Below are 22,792 nucleotides of genomic sequence, written 5' to 3'. Positions count from 1 at the left end.
AAAAATAAAATGGCAAATAGACTGAATGAAATACACCACCTTTAATCAAGTAAGTAATAACCCGTTAACTGAACCTATGTTTTTTGGCAACCCAGTTAACGTTGCCCGTTACGATCAACAAAAACATCAAATTTTTGAAAAGTTGATTGAAAAACAAATTTCGTTTTTTTGGCGCCCGGAAGAAGTGGATGTGAGCAAAGACAGAGTTGACTTTCAAAAGTTAAGTGACTCGGAAAAACATATTTTTATTTCAAACTTAAAGTATCAAACCTTACTTGATTCAATCCAAGGTAGAAGCCCAAACATTGCGCTATTACCCATTATTTCTATTCCAGAGCTAGAAACATGGGTCGAAACATGGTCATTCTATGAAACCATTCACTCTCGCTCGTACACCCATATTTTACGTAATTTGTTTGGGGATCCGAGTAGTATTTTTGAAGATATAGTTGAAAATGAAGAAATCAAAAAGCGTGCAGCTGATATATCTAAGTATTATGACGATTTAATTTTTGCCACCCAATTATGGCAAACCTTAGGTGAAGGTACACATACGGTAAACGGTGAAACTCACCTAATAAATATGCGTGAACTGAAGAAAAAACTGTATTTGTGTATGAACTCGGTTAATGCCTTAGAAGCGATTCGTTTCTATGTATCATTTGCTTGTACCTTTGCTTTTGCCGAACGAGAGTTAATGGAAGGTAATTCTAAAATCATTCGTTTAATTGCTCGTGACGAAAACCTACATTTGACCTCTACCCAGCATATTCTCAATCTTTGGGCTAAAGGCAAAGATGATCCAGAAATGGCCGAAATTGCTGAAGAATGTAAAGAAGAAGCCACCAATATCTTCTTAAATGCAGTAGAGCAGGAAAAAGAATGGGCTGCATTTTTATTCCAGCAAGGCTCTATGATTGGCTTAAATAAAGAAATCTTATGCCAATATGTTGAGTTCATCGCCAACCATAGAATGTCGGCAATTGGTTTAGGTCAGCCTTTTGATGTAAAGAGTAACCCATTGCCATGGATGAACAATTATCTAAATTCAGACAATGTACAAGTTGCTCCACAAGAATCAGAAATCAGCTCATACTTAGTAGGACAAATCGACTCTGAAGTAAATGCAGATGAATTTGGTGATTTTGATTTATAAATATTTGACTACCTTGTCACAATTATTCAATGAATATTAAAACACACACAAAAAATGGCACATACAACGTGCCATTTTTTGATGGCGATACTATTTTACAGAGCATTGAACGTAAAGAAGTAGAAGTACAATCCCATTGCCGAGACGGTTTTTGTGGAGCGTGTCGTTGCAAACTCAAGTCAGGCCAAGTGGAGTACAAGGTAGATCCCTTGGCTTTTATCAACGATGATGAAATACTAACCTGTTGCACTATTCCAATTACTAATATTGAAATTGAGTTCGATTGAGTTCGATTCACCCCATTTTCCTATTATCTCGAACTTAACCGTTCAACTCATTTATGTACCGCAATAGCTCTAATAAAAACATCTGTTGTTGTTTTTTTATATGCTGATAACTTATCGTTAACAACACCATAAAAACTAACATCTATCCGCACTTTACTGTGAATAATTATAAAAATAGGAAACCATTAAATGGGCTCAAAAAATAACTATAGATCTGCCTTTGCATTTTTAACCATACTGTTTTTTATGTGGGGCTTTATTACCGTTCTGGTTGATGCCTTAGTCCCTCGATTAAAAGATGTATTTGAATTGACTTATGGCCAGTCAATCATGGTGCAATTTGCCTTTTTCGGCGCCTTCTTTTGTTTTGCTATTCCTTCTAGTTTTTTATTAGAAAAAATTGGTTATCAAAAGGGAATTGTGGTGGGTTTATGTATTATGGGCTTATCCTGCTTGTTGTTCTACCCTGCCGCAAGTATCAGAGAGTTTTGGATTTTCATAACAGCATTCTTTACATTAGCCGCTGGTATCACCTTATTACAGGTAGCAGCAAACCCCTATGTAACACTTTTAGGAGATGAAGAGACTGCATCGAGTAGGTTAAATCTATCTCAAGCCTTTAACAGTTTTGGTACCTTGCTTGCGCCTATTGCCGGTGCATTATTTTTACTTAGTGATACGGTTTTAGATGCCAAAAGCATTGAAAAATTAAGTGAGACCGCTCGAGTCGATTATTATGCTACTGAGGCGTTATCTGTGCAGCAGCCGTTTTTGATTATCGCTCTGGTGCTGTTTGCTCTGGCTGCTGTATTTGGTTTTAAATCTTTGCCATCACTAATCAAAAAAGCTCCTAAAGATGGTTACTCTCAATTACTTAAACATAATAAATTTATACTCGGCGTGTTGGGTATTTTTATGTATGTAGGTGCGGAGGTATCCATTGGAAGTTTCTTGGTTAACTATTTCCAAGAGTTACAGGTTATCGACACTATTAAAAATAACGCTTTTTTAACCAACCTCTCGTCTTTTTTACTGGTAGGTAAAGATATAACAGATGTAGACGGCAATGCTGTGTTGGGTTCTTTTGTCGTTCTTTATTGGGGAGGCGCTATGGTAGGACGATTTGTAGGCGCATTCTTAATGCGCTTTATGAGCAGTGGAAAACTATTAATGATATTTGGTTTGTCAGCAAGCAGCATGATTGTAATTTCAGTGGTTTCAAGTGGCATAACGGCTATGTTTGCTATTCTGGCGGTTGGTTTGTTTAACTCAATAATGTTCCCTACCATCTTTAGTTTGGCTATTGATGGCTTAGATAATTTAAAAGCCCAAGCTTCGGGATTACTCGTCATGGCCATAGTGGGAGGCGCATTTATTCCGAAAATAGTAGGGACTATTGCAGATGCGTTTAGCTCCGATGGAACAGGGGTATCAACAAGTAGCGGCCTTGGTTTGGCCTTTCTTTGTTTAATATTGTGTTATGGCTATATTGCCTACTTTGGCTCAACTAAAGCCAAAGACAGTGCGGTATCAGCTTCATAAGCTCCACAAAACAATATCAATACCAATTCGTGGTGATAAGTCATCACGAATTGGATTTAGATAGCAAACTAGGGACTTTTGGATCATTATTCTTAGGCTTTCGTTATTTGCATTACAAACCTAATGATGAAAGTAAATTAAGGTATTTATCATCCTTTTTAAAATCATTAAATCTAGGATCATATTTAGCAAAAATTAAACAGTTAGATTGATAGTCTACTGCTGTATCCAATAACTGATACATAGCTTCAGGTTGTTTTAAAATAGCGTAAACAGCCGCTGTTTCATACGGACACATGTACTCATTTTGACCTTTAGCTTCTTGGATTAACTCTATTGCCTTACTTTGGTTGCCTGCAGCCGCGTAGTTTTGTGCAAGAAAAATTAAAGGCAGTGGTGCTCTGCCACTTAACTCTACGCCTTTTAACCCCAAACGTTTGCTTTCAGCAAGATTTCCTTGCAAATAATTGGCGACAGATAGGCCCATTATTGGGTATGGGTTAGCAGGATGAAGTTTAACTTTGGCATTTCCCCAAGCTATTGCTGCATCAAGTTCATTTATCATCATTAATGCCCACAAGCCCCAATCAGCTATTTCCTCGTTTAATGGATCCAATTCATTGGCTTTTGCTAAAGAATGTTTAACCCCAGTAGCATCTCCCATTGCAGAATAATACAAAGCAAAACCAAGCTCAGTTAGGACTAAATTTGGATCTTGTTTTTTAGCTTTAGACAACATATCCCAGGCTTCTTGCCACTGAAGTGCATGCACATAAGCCAGTCCTAACAGCGACATCACTTGTGCAGATTGCGGGTTTATTCTGAGTAGATCGGTAGCAGATGCCACAACTTTAGGTAAAATCTTTTTGGGTTGATCAAAATATGTCATAAGGATACGGTAAGCATTCGATTTAGCGATATATGCAGCTTCAAATTTAGGATCTAGATCTATGGCGTTTGAAAAATAATCAATCGCCTTCAATACCGATTGGTGGTTCAGCAAAGAAAGTTGATGTTGCCCTAATACATAGGAATCATAAGCCGCTAAATTTTTAGTCGGCACTTGGGTTAATTGTTGCTTTTCTTCTTCTAAAATAATCACTTGTAGCGAGTCAGTTACAGATTTAGCCACCTGACTTTGCAAATTAAAACGATTAGCATGATTGACTTGTACATCATAATCACCATCCCACAATACAGTATTAGAATATAAGTCTTCTAACTCCACTGTGATCCTAAGCTTACCTTCTTCGCCCTCACTAACCACACCGTCTAACACATAATCTACATTTGGTAATTGATGCTGAATATATGAACGAATTTTATTATCTTTAAAGGTAAAAGCAGAAGGAGGAGCGATAGCATTAACCCCAGAAACTTTGCGTAAAGCTTGAATCAGTTCTCTTGTTACCTGATCGGAAAAAGGCTCCCAAGTCGAGTTTTGATTGCTGGATACAGAAAATGGAACCACTAATACAGTCGGCGCTGCTTTTTTAACAACAGGAGCAGGCTCTTTTTGTAACAACCAAACCGACAGTAAACACAATACTAAACCAATAAAAATAACAAGTTTAAGTGTCAGAGCCATTGATTTTGATTGGCTATATTCCTCATTGAAAGCAGTTTCCTCGTCACTACTTGTTTGATTTAGGTGTGTTTGTGATTGAAGTTGAGATTGAGAAAGTGATTGGGATTGTAAAAACTGCTGGCTTTGATTGTCTTCAACTAATTCGGCAATAAACTGATAACCACGAGAGCGTATAGTTTTAATAACACATTGTAACTCACCGTTGTCTCCCAGGGCTTTGCGCGCAGATTTAACATGGTTACTCAATGAAGTATCTGACACCTCCCTTCCCTGCCATACCTGTTCAAATAACTCATCTCGAGAAATAACCCTGTCTCTGTGCTGAATTAAATAAATGATTAAATCGAACACTTTTGGTTCAACCGCAACCAAATTATCGCAGACACGAATTTCAAATTGACTTAAATTAACTTCCGTATTATTAAATCTGTATATCACTTGAAAGGTCCATTATTTAGTTAAAATAAGATTCACAACATTAAATATACAAGTTTCATATAGTTAAGTAATCAATATTTTAAATATATTCCGATGTTATAGTTACCGGCCAAATTCGGTATTTAGTGAACCTAGGTGTTACAATATTAAGCTAGAATGCACCAGATAAGATCAATTATGCTTGAACTTTTAGATTATCTTTAAAAAACTTAGCATTATTTACATAATGTTCAGCTGATTTTTCTAAAAGTTTTTGTTGTTCTTCGCTTAAGAGTTTGACTATTTTTGCAGGCGATCCCATGACTAAACTGCCATCGGGGATACGCATATTTTCTGTCACTAGACTGTTAGCCCCAATCACGCAATATTTACCAATTTTAGCCCCATTTAATACCACACTGTTAATTCCGATTAAGCTGTAATCATCTATTTCACATCCATGTAGCATTACTTTATGGCCAACGGTTACACCCTGTCCAATAATTAACGGCACTCCCAAATCAGTATGTAATACTGCCCCATCTTGGATATTGGTATTTGCCCCTATGCTAATTAGATCACAGTCTCCTCGAATAACGGTATTAAACCAAACGCTTACATTTGCACCTAGCTTCACTTTCCCCATCACATGAGATCCAGGGGCCAAATAAACATCTTCAGCTATTTCAACTTTGTTGGTACCTAATGAATAAATCATTTTATTCCCTTACTTTTCGCATTAGACCTTCCTGCGTAGCGGACGCGACTAATTGACCTTGGCGATTAAAAAACTGGCCTCTTACCATACCCCTGCCGTTTCCAGAAAATGGACTCTCAGTGCAATACAAAAGCCAATCGTCAAAATCAAATGGACGATGAAACCACATAGAATGGTCAATTGTGGCAATGCGCAATTGCGGATCACGGATAGAAATACCGTGAGGTTGTAGGGCAGTAGCCAAAAAATGATAATCGGAACCATAAGCTAACATTTCTTGATTTAAGCTAATGTCACCATGTAGCGCTTCTTGAGCTTTCATCCAAATATAACGTTTGGGCTCTTGTACTTGTGGATTAGATGGATCGATGACTTGCACAGTACGCGTATCAACCGGCCTATGATATGCAATAGCTTCTCGCATACGAATAGGCATTTGATCAATAATTCGTTCGTAATGTTTAATATCAGATTCTAAGGATTCGGGCGGCGGAACATCAGGCATTTGAGCAAATTGGTGTTCTAATCCCACTTCAGGATCTTGAAAAGAAGCCGTCATGTAAAATATACTTTTACCGTTTTGTATTGCTTTAACCCTACGCATTGAAAAACTTTTACCATCACGCACGCTTTCCACATCAAAAATCACAGGTTTATTTGCATCACCTGGTAATAAAAAATAACTATGAAAAGAATGAGCAATCCTATTCTCAGGTAAGGTTTGCCTGGCTGCATGCAGGGCTTGACCTAACACTTGCCCTCCAAACAAGGCTCTGAAACCTAAATCCCAACTTTGTCCTCGAAATAGACCTTTTTCTAGGGTTTCTAAAGTAAGTAAATCAATTAACTTAATTTCTTTTGACATCTAACTATCTCAATTTGTACTTAATTTCTATCCAATTTTTTTAGGCATTAAGTGAATTAGTCTGGTTTAATTAACCACTCAACTTCACTAGAAGCGCCCGCGTTTTCAGTCATCACAGATATTAGTTCCTGTAAGCTACTTGCTATATTGATATCTAGTTGCCATGGAGCATTAATTATAGCCAAACCGGAGCCATACATACCTTCAGCTTGCTCGGCTGTAGCTAATTTTAACTCGACTCTTAGCAAATTTTTAAATTTCTGTTGCTGAAGCTTAGCTAACATTTTCTCACTTTTTCCTTGCTTAGGCTCTGCGCTGTTAAAAGTGTCTGAAGTCTGTTTTCGAGTTTGTATTAATGGATACCAAATAGCGTAAATCGCAGTGGGCCATCTTTTATATGCGGCTACAACGGTATCAATAACTTGTTGGTACTCTTCAGCAGATTCATAAGGTGGGTCAATTAACACTAATCCGCGCTTTTTATCTGGAGGTGTCAAAGCGATTAAGCCTTCAAATCCATCTCTATGATGAATAGCAATTTGTTTACTATTGATATTCGCTTTGAGGTTTTCTATCTCAGCATTATTCCATTCCATAACAATGCCTTGATCCTGTGGACGAAGCATAGTACGCGCGATTTCTGGCGACCCTGGATACTGTTTAAAGTCATAATAATTTGTAACCAAGGATAAATACCTTCGAATAATTTGGTCACTGCCACTGTATTTCATTAGGCTAGCGATACCCGATTGAAACTCTTTGGTTTTAAGGGAATCGTTGGAGTTTAGTTGATAAACTCCCGCTCCACTATGGGTATCAATATAACTAAACCCTTTATCTTTCTCTTTTAGTTTTTCAATGATTGCCATTTGGCATAGATGTTTAAGTACGTCTCCGTGATTACCCGCGTGAAAACTATGACGATAACTAAACAATTGATACTCCTAATAATAAACCGAAACTTAACATCACTTAAAAGGTCGTTACCTTTAAATAGGTTCAAGTGGTAGAACCAGTATATTGTAAAACGAAAACTATTAAAAATGTAATTGTTTAGAACCCTATGGATTAACCTTACTATTGTGAATGTTTTACCTTATCTCCATTGCTTCTAATTTAATCTTAAATCCTGATTTAGTTCACAAGTGGCAGATGTTATATTGTTGTCATACTACATACATCAAATTATAGGAATTACCATAAATGAAAATTGCACTAATGATGGAAAACAGTCAAGCGGGTAAAAACCCCACAGTATTAGCCCAATTAGAGAAAGTCGCTAGTCCTCTTAATCATGAAGTATTTAATGTAGGCATGAGTGACGAAAATGATCACCACCTTACTTATATTCATCTAGGCATTATGGCTAGCTTGTTGATTAATTCTAAAGCCGTAGATTTTGTTATAGCCGGTTGTGGCACGGGCCAAGGGGCTATGATGTCGCTAAATTTACACCCGGGTGTTTATTGCGGATATTGCTTAGATCCTTCAGATGCATTCTTATTTAACCAAATTAACAACGGTAACGCTTTAGCTTTAGCATTTGCTAAAGGTTTTGGGTGGGGCGCTGAATTAAACTTAGAATATATGTTTGAAAAAGCACTGACTGGAGAACGAGGCGCAGGATACCCAGTTGAGCGGAAAGAGCCACAGGTAAAAAATGCCGGTATATTAGCTCAGGTAAAAGCCAGCTTAGGGAAAGACAACTATTTAGACTCGTTAAAAAGCATAGATCAAGACCTCGTAAAAACCGCAGTCACAGGATCTCGTTTCCAAGCATGTTTATTTGAAAATAGCCAAGACCAAGGGATTACAGATTACGTAAAGTCATTGATAGCCTAACTTTACCTATTCGATTATTAACCTACATGTGGCATAAAGCTAGTTACCAGCTATATGCCACATTTCTATCAGTTTCTAATTCATTTCTACTACAAAAATCCCCTTCAAAGTATTTTTAACATACAGGGTATTGCCATTACTTAAACAGCGATTGGCTTTTAGTCCAAGTTTTAACAAAAGCGGTTTGCAAACTGGTGAAGGCAGCAATACCAAATTTTTCTGCCAAGTTCTTTTTGATGCTGTATTTGACTGAATATATCTTTTTAGTTTCGTTCAGGGTTAATAAATAATCATCTGAAGTTTGTATGACATCAACCAATCCTAACTCTTTAGCTTTACTGCCGTACCAATATTCGCCAGTTGCTACGCGATCAATATCCAACTCTGGTCGATGTTCAGATACAAAACCTTTAAACATTTGATGCACTTCTTCTAGTTCCTCACGAAACTTTTCTCGTCCTTGATCATTGTTTTCACCAAACATGGTTAAAGTACGTTTAAACTGCCCTGCAGTATGTTGTTCAAATTCAATATTGGATTTTTTCAACAGTTTATTAAAATTAGGCATTTGTGCGATAACACCGATAGAGCCAATTATTGCAAAATTTGCAGCTAATACTTTGTCAGCGACACATGTCATCATATATCCGCCGCTGGCAGCCACTTTGTCTACGGCTATTGTCAATTTAATATTTTTGTCTTTTATTCTTTGCAATTGTGAGGCGGCTAATCCGTATCCATGCACCACGCCTCCTCCACTTTCCAATCTAACCAAAACTTCATCTTCTGGTTTAGCAATGCTTAAAATGGTAGTGATTTCTTCTCTAAGGTTATCAACTTCATGGGCGTCCATTGAACCAATAAAATCAACAACAAACACTTTGCCTATTTGTTCTTTTGTGTCATTTTTTTTTGCACTCTTTGCGTCCTTTGCATCTTGTTTTTCTTTTTTCTTCTTGTCTTTATTAAATTGTTTCAATTCTTCTTTACTCATCAACAAATGACGAGCATGGTTTGTTATATCTTCTAGTTTCTCAGATATAGAACTGATTTCTAGGTTTCCCTTGCCTTGCTTTTGTTTACTGGCTAGAGCAATAACGCCACCTACAACCACTAATATCGCAATTACAATTGTTACTGCTTTTGCAATAAACAATCCATAGTCATATAAAAATTCCAACTTACACTACTCCAATAAAATGCTTTGCTTATTTATGGGGACAAAAATACAAAAAAAAAGCCAGATACTTATCTGACTTTATTTCCCTACGTAAATAACGTTTAGTTCTCGACCACATCTGGGTTCGCAATAATCACACTTTGGCCGTTAGAGCCAAAAAATGAAGTTGCTTGACTATGCAATTCCATGGTTGCTGAAGCACTAGCATCTGGCACAAATAAAGAAAAGTGATTACCTGTCAACATTCTGACTACACCACCACTATTTGTAGTATTGGAAATTTTTTCAAGTTTTAGTAAATCAGCTAAAGGTTGGCCACCCACTAAAGGTAACGATGTCGTAACTAAATTTGCTTCATCAGAAACAGCGGTAGAACCATCATCATTTGTACCACCACCCACCAGTAATTGAACTAAGACAGAGGTATTATTTGCCATAGTATCTGCATAACCTATCGGATCAGCTGCATCTAAAACCGTCTGGGCGGCAAAACCAAATGCAGCAAACGTATCATTTAGAGGTGCGAGTTGTTCTGGTGTTAACACTTCTAGATAGGCATTAAATGCTGGGCGAATTGCCTCTTCAAGAGATAATTCATTTGAAGTGGCATATTCGGTTAAAAATGCCCCAAATTCCAGTGACGATGCGGCTAATAAACCGCCTTTAACTAATGGCCCGAAGTCCGGAGATTCTAGGACAAAAGACGGAACGCCTCCGCCAGGTACATTTAATACCGCTGTATTAAACTTATACATACTGTCAAACGAGGCTAATTCACCACCTAAACTAGTATTGGCTGTAGCTAAAGCAGCAGTACCGGTAATAGAGCCCAAGCTATGACCTATAAAATGAACTTTAGATAAATCTAAAGACACTAAATTTGTATTATCAATTATTGAGTTTAGACCTAGTCTTAAGCCCATAATATCAGCGGCACTTTGGCGAGCATTATCTCGTCCAGTTAACAAGCTTGCAAAGTTGAGATAATCTGCAATTGAGTTACTTGTAGCGTTAGCCATAGAACCATCTAGTGCCATTAAACCTCGTTCGCCATGTAAAGGGTGATCTATGGCTACTGTAGCAAAGCCTGCTAATGAAAATGCAGCGGATAAAGCAAGTACATTTTCTTTACTGCCTGTTATGCCATGTTGAAATAGAATAACCGGCCAACCAGGTCCTGGCTTTGTGACCATAGGAACGGCACCATTTGTTGCAGCAGAAATAACGCCTATCACAGCCTCATTAGGGATCGTAAAATGAACCTTAATGGCTTCAGTACCTTGTTCATTATACAAAGTGTCCGGGTTATCAATTTGGCTTCCTCTAGCCATAGGAATTGGGTTAAATTTGGTTATATTTCTTGGATCAGACATACCAGCACTAGTTAGATCTAAGTCAAACAATTGATTATCCGAAGCTAATTGGCACAAGGTATTGTTATTCCCCACTTGTCCCGCCTGTAGTAAACCTGTTATTGCTTCGACTCCTATAGCGTTTAGTGTGGCACCACTGGTACAAGCAGCTTTCCACCATCCGGATTTAGGTGCAATAGGATCTAGATAATAAGGTAAACTTATATCACCAGAAACAATAGTGGCTGCACAAAAAGGGCCTGCTACAGCAAATGTAGAAGACGCAATGTCGAACAAGGGAGAACTTGGGTCTGATAAATTAGCTAACAAACCTTGGCATGTATTTAACCCAACCTGTTCAAGTTGAGTGATTTCAGCTTCTGATAATAATAATGGCGCAATTGCTTCAAAAGCATTAATTGAATCACTTGGTAAATGAGTCGTGATGCTAGGTAGATACTGTGAAGCAACTGAATGTGCGGTACCTAAATCTGCTCCACTAGCTAATACTGTTTGTAACGCTGTTGCATAAGGGGCTATATTTAATTTTTTAACCGTACTAAGTGAATCACCAACAGATTGCGTTGTAAAGTATGCCGCGTAAGAAAGCTCCTCTCTTGGTATACCAGCAGGCTCTAATACAGTAACCATAAAATTAACAATAGTTTGAAGCGGCACTAAATCTGCGATACCTACTAGGTTAGTTTCAATATTTTGACGTACAATATCCCATATAAATGAACCTCGAACCATTCTACCGCTAGTATCTAATAATGAATTCGTTACAACTAATAAATGCCCTTGAGAAGCATTTAATACTTTTAGTGGCACAACACTAATTGAACCACTGCCGGGAGTATACGAGGCTACGAAGTCTTCTCCGTATACAAGCTCTTTACCCAGTTCGCATGGTACTCCAGGCGCTGCAATTAAGCTGGCTAATGTTTGGCATTGTGCACTGTCACCTTCTAACGCTTGGGTCGCTTCAAATAATTTTATAGAGTCGGCGTTGACGGATGTAGGGTCAATATCCATTCCATCTGGAACATTAAAACGAATAGACATTGGGTAATGTACAGACCAACCATCCAACGCACTCAGCGCATGTTGTGGATTAGCTGGATCAAATTCATCACTTCCTTCAGTATTGATAGTAAAATCGAAGAAATCACCATCAGGTATCATAAGTAGATCATTCGGAACATTAATATCACTATTTGCCGGGTCAAAAACGACTCGAACATAAGGGGCGGGAGTCTCTGGTGTTTCTGGTTCTACATAAATCGGATCATCTCTACTACTATCACTTCCTCCACACGCTACCAAACCTAGCCCACATAATATCCAAATACTGACTAAAGCCTTATTCATTCTTCCCTCTCTTAATAATTCTGTTGTATCAAATTTTTGACGTTTATATTTTCAATCGTGCTTTTTCAATGGAATCTAAGCAAAAAATTTACCATATATTCATAAACATTGTAAAAATAAAAAATAAAACAATTTACCTTATTAAAAGTTATTCAGTTTTTAACCTGTGTTAAAATTAAAAAATCCTGAATATCAACTAGTTACTATGCTTAAATATTTACCTAAAAAACATTTCTTAAATAATAAAACAATCCTAATAACAGGTGCAGGCGATGGCATTGGCAAACGGCTAGCGATTACCTATGCACAATATGGCGCAACTGTGATCTTGTTAGGAAAAACCGTCAAAAAGCTTGAAGATGTTTATGATGAAATAATTAAAATTGATGGTCCAGAACCTGCGATAGTCCCTTTGGATTTGAAAGGTGCAACAGCTAAACATTACCAAGATATGGCTAATACTATCATTGATCAATTTGGTCATTTAGATGGCTTAGTACACAATGCCAGTTTTGTCGGACATATTGGTCCATTTGGACAAATCACTGAGGAAGATTGGAACGCAGTATTTCAAGTCAATATTCATAGTCAATTTTTAATGACTCAAGCTTTGTTGCCAGCGCTTAAGAAGTCAGACAAGAGTTCAGTTATTTTTACCAGCTCAGATTTAGGTATCAAAGGTAAAGCTTATTGGGGCCCCTACTCTGTGTCTAAATTTGCTACTCAAGGTATGATGCAAGTTTTGGCTGACGAATACGAAAATACAAACATTCGATTCAATTGTATTAATCCAGGGCCAACAAGGACTTCGTTGCGGGCCAAAGCGTTTCCAGGAGAGGATCCTAGTAAATTAAAAACCCCAGAAAAAATTATGAGTTGCTACTTATATTTAATGGATAGTGATAACAATACCGACACAGGCAAAACAATAGATTGCCAAGTTAAATAACTGTAATTCTAGTTAAGTAAATATACAAAAACGCCCTTTAAGTAAGGGCGTTTTTTTCAACTATTAATATAACATCTGATAATTAACTGGCGTATTTTACTTAGTTGTTAATTTTAGCCCAAGTGTCTCTAAGACTTACCGTACGATTAAATACTAAAGCTGTATTTGAACTATCTTTATCCTTGCAAAAGTAACCCGTTCTTTCAAATTGAATGGGGTGACTAACCTCTGCATCAACCAAACTTGGCTCTACTACAGCATGTTTGAGCACAAATGAATCAGGGTTAATACAGGTTACAAAGTCTTCCTCAGCAGCTGGATTAGGTACATTGAACAATCTGTCATATAAACGAACTTCTGCTGGTTTACCCTCTGTTGCTGATACCCAGTGGATTACGCCTTTAACCTTACGGCCATCAGCTGGATCTTTGCCTAAAGTATCAGCATCATAACTGCAATAAACAGTCGTCACCTTGCCCTTTTCATCTTTTTCAACACGTTCAGCCTTTATCACATAAGCATTACGTAAACGGACTTCTTTACCTAATACTAAACGTTTAAATTTCTTATTAGCTTCTTCTTTAAAATCTTCAGCTTCAATATACAACTCTTTAGTAAATGGAAGGGTTCTAGTGCCTTTTGATTCATCATTAGGATGATTGGCTGCAGTTAGACTTTCAGTCTCTCCTTGGAAGTTTTCAATGACGACTTTTAAAGGTTCTAGCACTGCCATAGCGCGGTTGGCATTAACATTAAGCTCTTCTCGTAAACAGGCTTCTAACATCGACATTTCAACCATGTTATCCATTTTTGTCACACCAATTCTTTTACAAAACTCTCGAATAGACGCTGGCGTATAACCTCTTCTACGTAAACCTGAAACCGTTGGCATTCTAGGATCATCCCAACCAGACACATGTTTTTCTTCAACTAGTTGAATGAGCTTACGTTTACTTAATACCGTGTATTCAAGGTTCAGTCGTGAAAATTCATATTGATGAGGTTGTACATCGATAGTGATATTTTCAATAACCCAATCATACAATCTACGGTTATCTTGAAACTCTAAAGTACATAAAGAATGAGTGACACCTTCAATGGCATCTGAAATACAATGAGTAAAGTCGTACATTGGATAAATGCGCCATTTGTCACCTGTTTGATGGTGTTTAGCGAATCTCACACGATATAGAGCGGGATCTCGCATACACATAAAAGGCGAGCTCATATCTATTTTTGCTCTTAATAAACATTCGCCTTCTTTGAACTCACCGGCTCGCATCTTTTCAAATAAAGCTAGGTTTTCTTCGACACTAGTGTCGCGATACGGGCTATTAACACCTGGTTTAGTTAAGGTTCCACGCATTTCACGCATTTGGTCTTGACTAGAAAAATCGACGTAAGCTAGACCTTTATTTATCAGCTCAACCGCAAAACCATAGAGTTTGTCAAAATAGTTTGATGAATAACATACCTCACCATCCCACTCAAAACCTAACCAAGTTACGTCTTGCTGGATAGCGTTAACGTAGTCAATATCTTCTTTTTCTGGGTTAGTATCATCAAACCGTAAATTACATTTACCTTGATAATCTTGGGCAATACCAAAATTTAAACAAATAGATTTAGCATGACCAATATGTAAATAACCATTTGGCTCAGGTGGAAAACGTGTTTGAATTTTAGTATGTGTACCGTCTTGTATGTCTTTATCAATAATTTGACGAATAAAATTGGTCGGACGACTTTCAGTCTCGGCCATTCAAAAACCCTCGTAGTGACTATAAATTAATTCTCGAAATATTATATCAGCATCAAGAACGAACCTAATGCTTTTTATAAGCTATATTTTAATTTAAACGCTTAGTGCAGGGTTTTGTTTACTGTATTTTCTGGATCTTCTTTGTCATTGTACAGATTATCATCAAACTCCCATTCATCATCTGCAAGTTCGTTTTCCCAGTCATATTTTTTCTCAACAGGTTTTGGATCAAGATCACGCCATATAAATGCTGATAGTGTTCCAGCTAATGCCCCAAAAAAGTGGTATTCAAAAGAAATAGTTTCTTCTCTAGGAAAAATACTCATTGTCATGCCACCGTATAATAAAAAGGCAATCATCATTATTCCCACTGAGCTTTTATCTCGCCTAAATATGCTCACTACGAATAAATAGAAAAACATGCCATGGGTCAACCCACTTGCCCCAATATGATTAGCATTCCGTGCAAACAGCCATACTCCTAACCCTGACACTAACCAAATAAAAACTAACACCTTTTTCCAAGATTTAGGATAACCGTAATACAAAACGGCCCCAAGTATTAACATGGCTAAAGTGTTGTTAAAAATATGCTCGAGTGAACCATGTACTAAGGGGGCGGTAAATATGCCTATTAGTCCGCCAAGTGATTGTGGAATTAAACCCAAACTAGATAAATCTAAGTAGAATAGTATTTCTGCAGATTTAATACACCACAAGCCACAGACAATTGCGAGTAAGCCTAAAATACCTTTACGTAAACGTGTGTTTTCTTTCATACAAAAGATATTGGGTATTTTGCAAATATTTAAAGGGGAAATCGAATCGAAAGTAATAAAAGTGTAGTACACCAAAAAGGTGTACTACTTAGTTTGGTTTAGATAAACCTATTTGAGTTAAACGCGAAAATGTTTGTTTATTGGAAGATCTCTAATTCGCTTGCCACTAGCTTTAAATATAGCATTACATAAACTAGCTGCTACGGGCGGCACGCCAGGCTCTCCAACCCCTGCGGCTAATTCATCTGACTCCACTATAAAAGATTGAATTTCAGGGCTTTGATGCATTCTTAATATAGGGTAGTCATGATAATTAGATTGTACAACCGTTCCATTTTTAACATCTATTTGCCCCATTAGAGCAATAGATAAGCCAAAAATCATCGCTCCTTCCATTTGTGATTTCACTCTATCAGGGTTAATTATGCGACCAGCGTCAATCACATTAACCATTTCTAATACTTTAACCTGACCATCGATTACACTTACTTTTGTGGCAACAGCTACATAACTTAAAAAGCTTCTATGTACACTAATACCCCAAGCTTCGTTTTCCAGCGTCGCTTGATTAACGTTTGCCTTTTCAACAACCAAGTTAAGAACATTCTTAAGCCTAGCGATATCAATCGGGTAATCCTCAATCGGCATGTCGTAGTTTTTATAGTCAAAACCTTGAGTTTTTACGTCTAACTTTTTATCTTCACCTAAAAGTTCTAACCACATTTGTTGGGTTGATTTACCACTTTTGATGGCTACCTCATCAACAAATGATCCTAAGGCAAAACCGTGTTGAATATTACACACAGAGCGCAACCAGCCAATGCGTAAATGCGCCGGAGCTTGATGTTTTTCACATAACAAGTTATCAATGGTAAAGGGCATATCACCAAAGCCTAAACCTAATTCCATATCTGAAGGTTCATTTACTTGGTCATTAAACGTCCAAATAATACTTGGAAATGCAGTACGTTGGATCCAAGCTGATACACTTTTAGAATCTGTTAAGCCAGCTTCATAGTGCTGAACACTGATGGAATGATAATAACCAGACTTAATATCGTCTTCTCGACTCCAGATCACTTTAACAGGTTTAGCTGTATGTTTGGCTAAAATAGCGGCCTCGGCAGAAAAGTCATGTTTTGATTTTCGTCCAAACCCACCACCCAATAATGTAATGTTAACTTTGACTTGTTCAGGTTTAAGTCCTAATACTCCAGCCACTGTTTGCTGTGCACCTTGTGGTGCTTGAGTACAAGCCCAAATTTCACAGCCATCATCATTAACAACTGCCGTTGCTGCAGGGGGCTCCATAGGCGCATGTACTAAATAAGGCACTGTATATGTGCCACTTATTTTATGCTTTGCCTGTTCAAGCGCTTGATATGCATCCCCTACCTTTCTAACTACTTTTCCCTTGGTGACAATACTATTACTTAATTCAGCTAGATATTGTTCTGAATCATGTTTTTTATTTTCACCTAAATCCCATTCTACTTTTAGCGCCTTTCGCCCCTTTAAGGCAGCCCAAGTATTGGTTGCTATGACGGCAACACCATTAAGCGGTTTAAAAACCACGGGAAACGATTGTTCTGGCATCACGACAATATCAATCACTCCTTTAACTTTTAATGCGTCATCTTTATAAACAGACTTAACTTTTGCACCTATTACTGGACTGCGTTCGATACTGGCGTAAACCATGCCTTCAACCAACACATCTTGTCCAAACTCAGTTGTACCATTTACCATTTTTGGCAAATCCACTATAGGCACGGGTTTTCCAATAATGTTGAAGTTTTCTGGTTTTTTAAACGTCAATTTATCTAAATTAGGTGCTGGTATTTTACTTGCTAATTCAGCTAAATAACCAAAACTCAGTTTTTGATTAGTTGTTTTGTTAACCACAAAACCGTTTTCAGCATAAACTTTATCAACACTTACCTTCCAAAATTTAGCCCCTGCACTTTCTAGCATTGTTCTTGCGCTAGCGCCCATTTGGCGCATTGCCGTATAAAAGTTTCTTATGGATCGTGAACCATCGGTATTCTGACTGCCATATGCAGCATTAGCCAGACCTTGCACCACATTAACTTTTGACCAATCCGCACATAATTCTTCAGCTACAATTTGTGGTATACCGGTGCGGATCCCCTGTCCCATTTCGCTTCTGTGACATACAATATTAACCGTACTGTCTTGTTCAATACTGACAAACAAGTTCAATTCATTTGATTTCGATTCAGTAGCGGCCCACACTGTTTGAGTAGGCACAGCCATACCTAATACTAAACCCGTACTCGCCACGCCTGTATACTTTAAAAAATCTCTGCGACTAACATTTTTTAGATCTGTAGGAGTTTTCATACGTTTTCTCCTACATTGGTTGCTAATTCATAATTAAACTTGTTATTTGATGTCGTATTAAGAGACTTTGCTGCTGTTTTTATCGCAGCTTTGATTCTTGGGTAGGTTCCGCATCGGCAGATATTGCCCTGCATAAAATTATCGATGGCTTCATCATCGGGGTCTGGATTTTGTTCTAATAAGGCAACCGCACTCATGATCTGACCCGATTGACAATAACCACATTGGGGCACGTTATGCTCAATCCAAGCTTGTTGTACTGGATGATTTGAGTCAGGTTTTAAACCTTCAATAGTCTTCACAGATTTACCTTCGATGGCTGAAATCGGCATAACACAAGAGCGAATTGCTTGCCCGTCTAGATGAACAGTACATGCGCCACACTGGGCCATGCCACAACCAAATTTGGTTCCAGTTAATTGAAGAATGTCTCTTAACACCCACAATAATGGTGTGTCAGATTCTGCTTCAACTTCTGCTGCTTTGTCGTTTAAGGTAAAACGGATCATTATTCTAGCCCCTGTTATGAATGAGTTTTTTGGGTTAAATATTTTTGTAAATCTTCAGGCGTATCTATGTCTAGTTCAGCCTCAGGACAATCTAAACAAACTACATCTTCTAAATTTTTTTGAATAATACGACGTGCACCTATGTGGCCTTCTAAAGTACCTAATTGATGTAAATATTTAGCAGGAAAAATAGCTGGAACACCTAAATGTCCGTTATATTTTGAAGCTATTATCTTCGAAGGATGACGCCTCAAAGTCAACAACATTTTGTTAACAACAGCCATATTTACAGCAGCTTGGTCTGCCAGAGCAACAAATACATGATTTATACTTGGTTTAATCTGTTGGATTGCTTCAGCTAAACTTTGGCCCATACCTTTTTGCCATTCTTTAACATATATTTTTTGAACTTTTGTAGGTATGACTTTTTCAATTTGGCGATGATTAGCCCCTAAGACTAAGTAGACATTTTCTAATTCGGGTAAAACCTCACCTTTGCTTAGAAAGGAACCTAAACTATGTACCACGAGTGGAGTACCATTTATATCGGCTAATTGTTTTATATCGCCGAATCGTTGGCTGTTACCAGCAGCTAACATAATTACAGTTACCGGCATCTGGTTAAAAAACCGCTTATAGACATGGCATCACCCTGCTCTATAACTGCATGCGCTTCAGATAACATAGATAACGCAATTGATTCTGGTAATTCACCGCCTAATCTAAGTCCAACAGGATTGGCTAGAGGCTTAATTAAACTTTCTAAAGATAAATTTGCTTCTTCTAAAACTCGTTCTGTTCTATGGGTCGGCCCCAACAAACCTAAATATTTTACACGGCTTAATTGCAATAACTTTATCGCGCTAGCGTCAAGTTTAACGTTATGGGTTAACACAAATGCTGCGTCAATTTTACCTAACCAAGTTTCTTTGGTTAGTTCGTCAAATGAGTTGCGTATGATTTGCTGTGCACCATCAAAATACCCTTCTTTTGCATACCCCACTCGAGGATCTAACAAAATAACTTGCCAACCTAATTCAGCGGCTATAGCAACCACAGGTTTAGCATCTAATCCGCCGCCGAAAACCGCTATTAATGGCGCTGGGTTAAGGTGGTGAGTAAATGAACTTGTCTGTTCTTTATTTTGTAAACCTAATAAAGAGGGATTAACCTGCTCCAATAATTGATTATCAGGAGACAATAAATCAACTTTTTGTTGGTAGACAACAGTTTCTCTGTTGAGTAGTTTGTTATTAAGCTCAATTAACTCTAAATATCGATTACTTTGATTGACAGGTTGCAATAAAATTTTAACCATACCGCCACAACCAATACCGAGTTTCCAAGCTAGATCTTCTTCCTCACGCATGTCATATTCGACTATCCTATTATTGCCATTATCCCAACAACGCCTAGCCTGTCGCATAATGTCAGATTCTAAACAGCCACCACTTAACATCCCATAATATTGACCTAAATCATTTATCATCATCATGGCGCCAGCTTTACGATAAGAGGAACCTTCAGTTTGAATAATCGTGGCTAATACCCACTGTTGGCTATCTTTATGTTGGTACCAATATTCTATTAATTGGTTAATTCTATTTGCCATTAATTGCTATCTTTTTTTACGATTGTTATTGTTCATTTAATGAGAATTCTTGTTTGTCTTTACGTATATCTATTACTAAAGTCTCCGATATTTTGTCTTGAATAGCTTGTCTATTAGGATCCCAAAATATTTGTAAAAAACCCATTAACCCTGTCGCCAATCCAGCTCCATATCCCCCATAACGACCAAAACTTTCCCATAGGGTTAATTCACTGTTATCCAGTTTTAATACCTTAATGCCAACTACCTTTTTACCTGGCGTTTGTCCGCGCCACCAAGCAGTAAAAACACTAAAGTAGAATGCCGCCCAGCCGAACCCTAAACCAAGATCATCTAAGGTTACTTTAATCCAATCGACCAGACTGACAACATTAGATTTTTGGTTATCCTCGCTTGCTAACGGAGAAAAAACCTTAACCTCAGGCTCAATGAATGTATTGTCATCTTTGGAAGATTTAAATTCATATAAATCAAGCAAATGCTTTTTTAAATTATTTTGTTTCAGTGTAGGCACCAATTCGCTTTGCATGTCAGCAACTATTTCTAGTATTTCTAAAGCTTTTTGAGTTTCTATTTCAGAATCCACTAACTCACTAGTGAGCTCTTCACTTAACTGTTGCCAACAGTCATCTTGATTTAAGCAAAGTTCATCTGCTATTCGTTGCTCAGTATTATTCAACTGAAAGATATATTTTCCTGTCAAGCCAATGGTAGCTATTCCCTCAGCTGCCCCAAAGGATTTTTTACTGGGTTCATTATGTTGTGGTCCAAAATCAACCGCATCCAATATCCCCATAACAAACACAAACAATAAAATAGCTGTTAAAAAACGTAAACAAATTCGCACACCGTTAAAGCGTTTTTTTTGTTTCAACCTGTTACCAGCTCGAAAAAATGTAGCCGCAGCGACACCGGCTAAAAAGAACCCGCTAGCTTGGGTTAATAACCATAACAAACAAACATCAATAGATAATGCAAAAGCCCTTTTTAAGGGGCTGGCTAAAGGTGTACCAAATAAATCTGACGAAACGTGAAATGCATAAGGCGTGACAATTTGTCTAGTTTCCTTTCGAGCGGCAGACATTTTATTTACCGAACTTGCCGCCTCGATTGACGCATCTTGTTCTGTATTTAAGGGAGTATTTTCCAACTTTACATCCTGTTTTAGGTATGACTAAGCAACTTTAAACCCGAACTCTAAGGTTTTACATAGCGCCTAACCATAAGATATAGCTAAATAACACTTTGATTTAATTTACTACAGCCTAATCTATTACAGCAGTCTATTCTTTGGCAATGACAACTAAAACAAATAGATTACTAGTTCAAATACATTGGCTAATGTATTTCAAAATAAAACATGGTAAATACACGTATATCAGTTATAAAAGATCAGATATCAAGTTTTAGCTAATCACCCAAAGCGACACTAAGTACGATGTAGGCTTAGTTAATTAATATAAAAAAAATACTTATTCAAAAGGATATAAAATGCAAATTTACGACGACAACTCCCTATCAATTGGTAAAACCCCACTAGTAAAACTTAACCGTGTAACCACAGGTAATGTTTACGCAAAAATTGAAGCCAGAAATCCAAGTTTTAGTGTCAAATGTCGTATAGGCGCCAATATGATTTGGGATGCTGAGAAAAAAGGCATTTTAAAACCTGGCAATGAATTAGTAGAAGCAACAAGTGGCAACACGGGTATTGCTTTAGCATTTGTCGCTGCTTCAAGAGGTTACAAATTAACCTTAACAATGCCAAGTTCAATGAGTTTAGAACGTCGTAAATTGCTAAAAGCAATGGGGGCAAACTTAGTATTAACTGAAGCCCCAAAAGGTATGAAAGGTGCAATTAATGCAGCAGAAGAAATTGTTGCATCAGATCCTGAAAAATATGTACCACTTCATCAGTTTGAAAACCCAGCCAACCCTGAAATACATGAGCAAACTACTGGTCCTGAAATTTGGAACGATACTGACGGCGAAGTAGATATTTTTGTAGCCGGCGTAGGTACTGGTGGAACCATTACAGGTGTCAGTCGTTATATTAAAAATACTCAAGGTAAAGCCATCACATCTGTAGCGGTTGAACCTACGGACTCCCCAGTGATTACCCAAGCAAAAGCGGGTGAAGAACTGACTCCTGGGCCTCATAAAATCCAAGGTATTGGCGCAGGTTTTATCCCTGGAAATCTGGACTTAGATCTAGTAGACGAAGTTGAGCAAGTCAGCAATGAAGACGCAATTGCAATGGCTCATCGTTTAATGAAAGAAGAAGGTATTTTAGTAGGTATCTCTTCCGGTGCAGCGGTAGTTGCAGCCAAACGCGTAGCAGAGAGACCTGAAAATGCGGATAAGAAAATCGTTGTATTGTTAGCCAGTGCTGCAGAGCGTTATTTAAGTAGCCCATTATTTGCCGGTGAATTTTCAGATTCTGAAAATGTGCAATAATCTGTAATTAAACTAGCAGTAAAATATTTAGGGAAGCTTGAG

Annotated in this window: 19 protein-coding genes; 6 read left to right on the top strand and 13 right to left on the bottom strand. The window is 37.6% G+C overall.

What is annotated here, in order from left to right; translation table 11 throughout:
- Positions 1–25: 25 nt before the first annotated feature.
- The 3 genes from nrdB to L0668_RS02790 all read left to right on the top strand — a co-directional run bounded on the left by nrdB (position 26) and on the right by L0668_RS02790 (position 2,985).
- Positions 26–1,156, top strand: a complete 1,131-nt coding sequence (gene nrdB / locus L0668_RS02800; protein ID WP_235310534.1) for a class Ia ribonucleoside-diphosphate reductase subunit beta — start codon at positions 26–28, stop codon at positions 1,154–1,156.
- Positions 1,157–1,185: 29 nt separating this feature from the next.
- Complete coding sequence (yfaE, locus tag L0668_RS02795; protein ID WP_235310533.1) at positions 1,186–1,443, top strand: class I ribonucleotide reductase maintenance protein YfaE; 258 nt, start codon at positions 1,186–1,188, stop codon at positions 1,441–1,443.
- A 189-nt stretch (positions 1,444–1,632) separates the two neighbouring features.
- On the top strand, positions 1,633–2,985 hold the full coding sequence (locus L0668_RS02790; protein WP_235310532.1) for a sugar MFS transporter: 1,353 nt from the start codon (positions 1,633–1,635) through the stop codon (positions 2,983–2,985).
- A gap of 112 nt (positions 2,986–3,097) precedes the next feature.
- On the opposite strand, the gene L0668_RS02785 is transcribed toward L0668_RS02790, so the two are convergent.
- The 4 genes from L0668_RS02785 to L0668_RS02770 all read right to left on the bottom strand — a co-directional run bounded on the left by L0668_RS02785 (position 3,098) and on the right by L0668_RS02770 (position 7,508).
- A complete protein-coding gene (locus L0668_RS02785) occupies positions 3,098–5,011 on the bottom strand; it encodes a winged helix-turn-helix domain-containing protein (protein ID WP_235310531.1) in 1,914 nt (637 codons plus the stop codon).
- Between the two features lie 175 nt (positions 5,012–5,186).
- The gene (locus tag L0668_RS02780) at positions 5,187–5,708 is read right to left on the bottom strand and encodes a gamma carbonic anhydrase family protein (RefSeq protein ID WP_235310530.1); all 522 of its coding nucleotides are present in this window, start codon (positions 5,706–5,708) and stop codon (positions 5,187–5,189) included.
- Position 5,709: 1 nt separating this feature from the next.
- On the bottom strand, positions 5,710–6,573 hold the full coding sequence (locus tag L0668_RS02775; RefSeq protein WP_235310529.1) for an acyl-CoA thioesterase domain-containing protein: 864 nt from the start codon (positions 6,571–6,573) through the stop codon (positions 5,710–5,712).
- 56 nt (positions 6,574–6,629) lie between these two features.
- The gene (locus L0668_RS02770) at positions 6,630–7,508 is read right to left on the bottom strand and encodes a 23S rRNA (adenine(2030)-N(6))-methyltransferase RlmJ (protein WP_235310528.1); all 879 of its coding nucleotides are present in this window, start codon (positions 7,506–7,508) and stop codon (positions 6,630–6,632) included.
- A 268-nt stretch (positions 7,509–7,776) separates the two neighbouring features.
- Here L0668_RS02770 and L0668_RS02765 point away from each other — a divergent pair, with 268 nt between their 5' ends.
- A complete protein-coding gene (locus L0668_RS02765; protein ID WP_235310527.1) occupies positions 7,777–8,415 on the top strand; it encodes an RpiB/LacA/LacB family sugar-phosphate isomerase in 639 nt (212 codons plus the stop codon).
- A gap of 136 nt (positions 8,416–8,551) precedes the next feature.
- Here L0668_RS02765 and sohB read toward each other — a convergent pair whose 3' ends face one another.
- Together sohB and L0668_RS02755 are read right to left on the bottom strand one after the other, a co-directional pair.
- Complete coding sequence (gene sohB / locus L0668_RS02760; RefSeq protein WP_235310526.1) at positions 8,552–9,595, bottom strand: protease SohB; 1,044 nt, start codon at positions 9,593–9,595, stop codon at positions 8,552–8,554.
- Between the two features lie 101 nt (positions 9,596–9,696).
- Complete coding sequence (locus tag L0668_RS02755) at positions 9,697–12,318, bottom strand: VolA/Pla-1 family phospholipase (protein WP_235310525.1); 2,622 nt, start codon at positions 12,316–12,318, stop codon at positions 9,697–9,699.
- A 205-nt stretch (positions 12,319–12,523) separates the two neighbouring features.
- On the opposite strand from L0668_RS02755, the gene L0668_RS02750 reads away from it, so the two are divergent.
- Positions 12,524–13,267: a YciK family oxidoreductase gene (locus L0668_RS02750; RefSeq protein ID WP_235310688.1), complete on the top strand. Its 744-nt coding sequence runs from the start codon at positions 12,524–12,526 to the stop codon at positions 13,265–13,267.
- Between the two features lie 100 nt (positions 13,268–13,367).
- Here the strand turns inward: L0668_RS02750 and glnS are convergent, their stop codons facing one another.
- The 7 genes from glnS to L0668_RS02715 all read right to left on the bottom strand — a co-directional run bounded on the left by glnS (position 13,368) and on the right by L0668_RS02715 (position 21,443).
- Entirely contained in the window at positions 13,368–15,029 is a 1,662-nt protein-coding gene (glnS, locus tag L0668_RS02745) for a glutamine--tRNA ligase (protein ID WP_235310524.1), read from the bottom strand.
- 101 nt (positions 15,030–15,130) lie between these two features.
- Positions 15,131–15,808: a rhomboid family intramembrane serine protease gene (locus L0668_RS02740; RefSeq protein WP_235310523.1), complete on the bottom strand. Its 678-nt coding sequence runs from the start codon at positions 15,806–15,808 to the stop codon at positions 15,131–15,133.
- A 117-nt stretch (positions 15,809–15,925) separates the two neighbouring features.
- Positions 15,926–18,172: a molybdopterin cofactor-binding domain-containing protein gene (locus tag L0668_RS02735; protein WP_235310522.1), complete on the bottom strand. Its 2,247-nt coding sequence runs from the start codon at positions 18,170–18,172 to the stop codon at positions 15,926–15,928.
- Positions 18,169–18,681 (bottom strand): (2Fe-2S)-binding protein, encoded by a 513-nt coding sequence (locus L0668_RS02730; protein WP_235310521.1) that lies wholly within the window; start codon positions 18,679–18,681, stop codon positions 18,169–18,171. Before L0668_RS02730 ends, L0668_RS02735 begins: the two co-directional genes overlap by 4 nt.
- Positions 18,682–18,695: 14 nt before the next feature.
- Positions 18,696–19,298: a nucleotidyltransferase family protein gene (locus L0668_RS02725; protein WP_235310520.1), complete on the bottom strand. Its 603-nt coding sequence runs from the start codon at positions 19,296–19,298 to the stop codon at positions 18,696–18,698.
- Positions 19,289–20,293: an XdhC family protein gene (locus tag L0668_RS02720; RefSeq protein ID WP_235310519.1), complete on the bottom strand. Its 1,005-nt coding sequence runs from the start codon at positions 20,291–20,293 to the stop codon at positions 19,289–19,291. Before L0668_RS02720 ends, L0668_RS02725 begins: the two co-directional genes overlap by 10 nt.
- A 25-nt stretch (positions 20,294–20,318) precedes the next feature.
- Positions 20,319–21,443, bottom strand: a complete 1,125-nt coding sequence (locus tag L0668_RS02715) for an RDD family protein (protein WP_235310518.1) — start codon at positions 21,441–21,443, stop codon at positions 20,319–20,321.
- A 341-nt stretch (positions 21,444–21,784) separates the two neighbouring features.
- Between L0668_RS02715 and cysK the strand changes: the two genes are divergently transcribed.
- Entirely contained in the window at positions 21,785–22,750 is a 966-nt protein-coding gene (gene cysK / locus L0668_RS02710; RefSeq protein WP_235310517.1) for a cysteine synthase A, read from the top strand.
- Positions 22,751–22,792 lie beyond the last annotated feature (42 nt).

It is taken from the genome of Paraglaciecola algarum, assembly GCF_021532655.1.
Taxonomy (GTDB): Bacteria; Pseudomonadota; Gammaproteobacteria; order Enterobacterales; family Alteromonadaceae; genus Paraglaciecola; species Paraglaciecola algarum.
The sequence above is the reverse complement of the archived record's forward strand: the minus strand, read 5'-3'. Positions and strand labels throughout refer to the sequence as shown.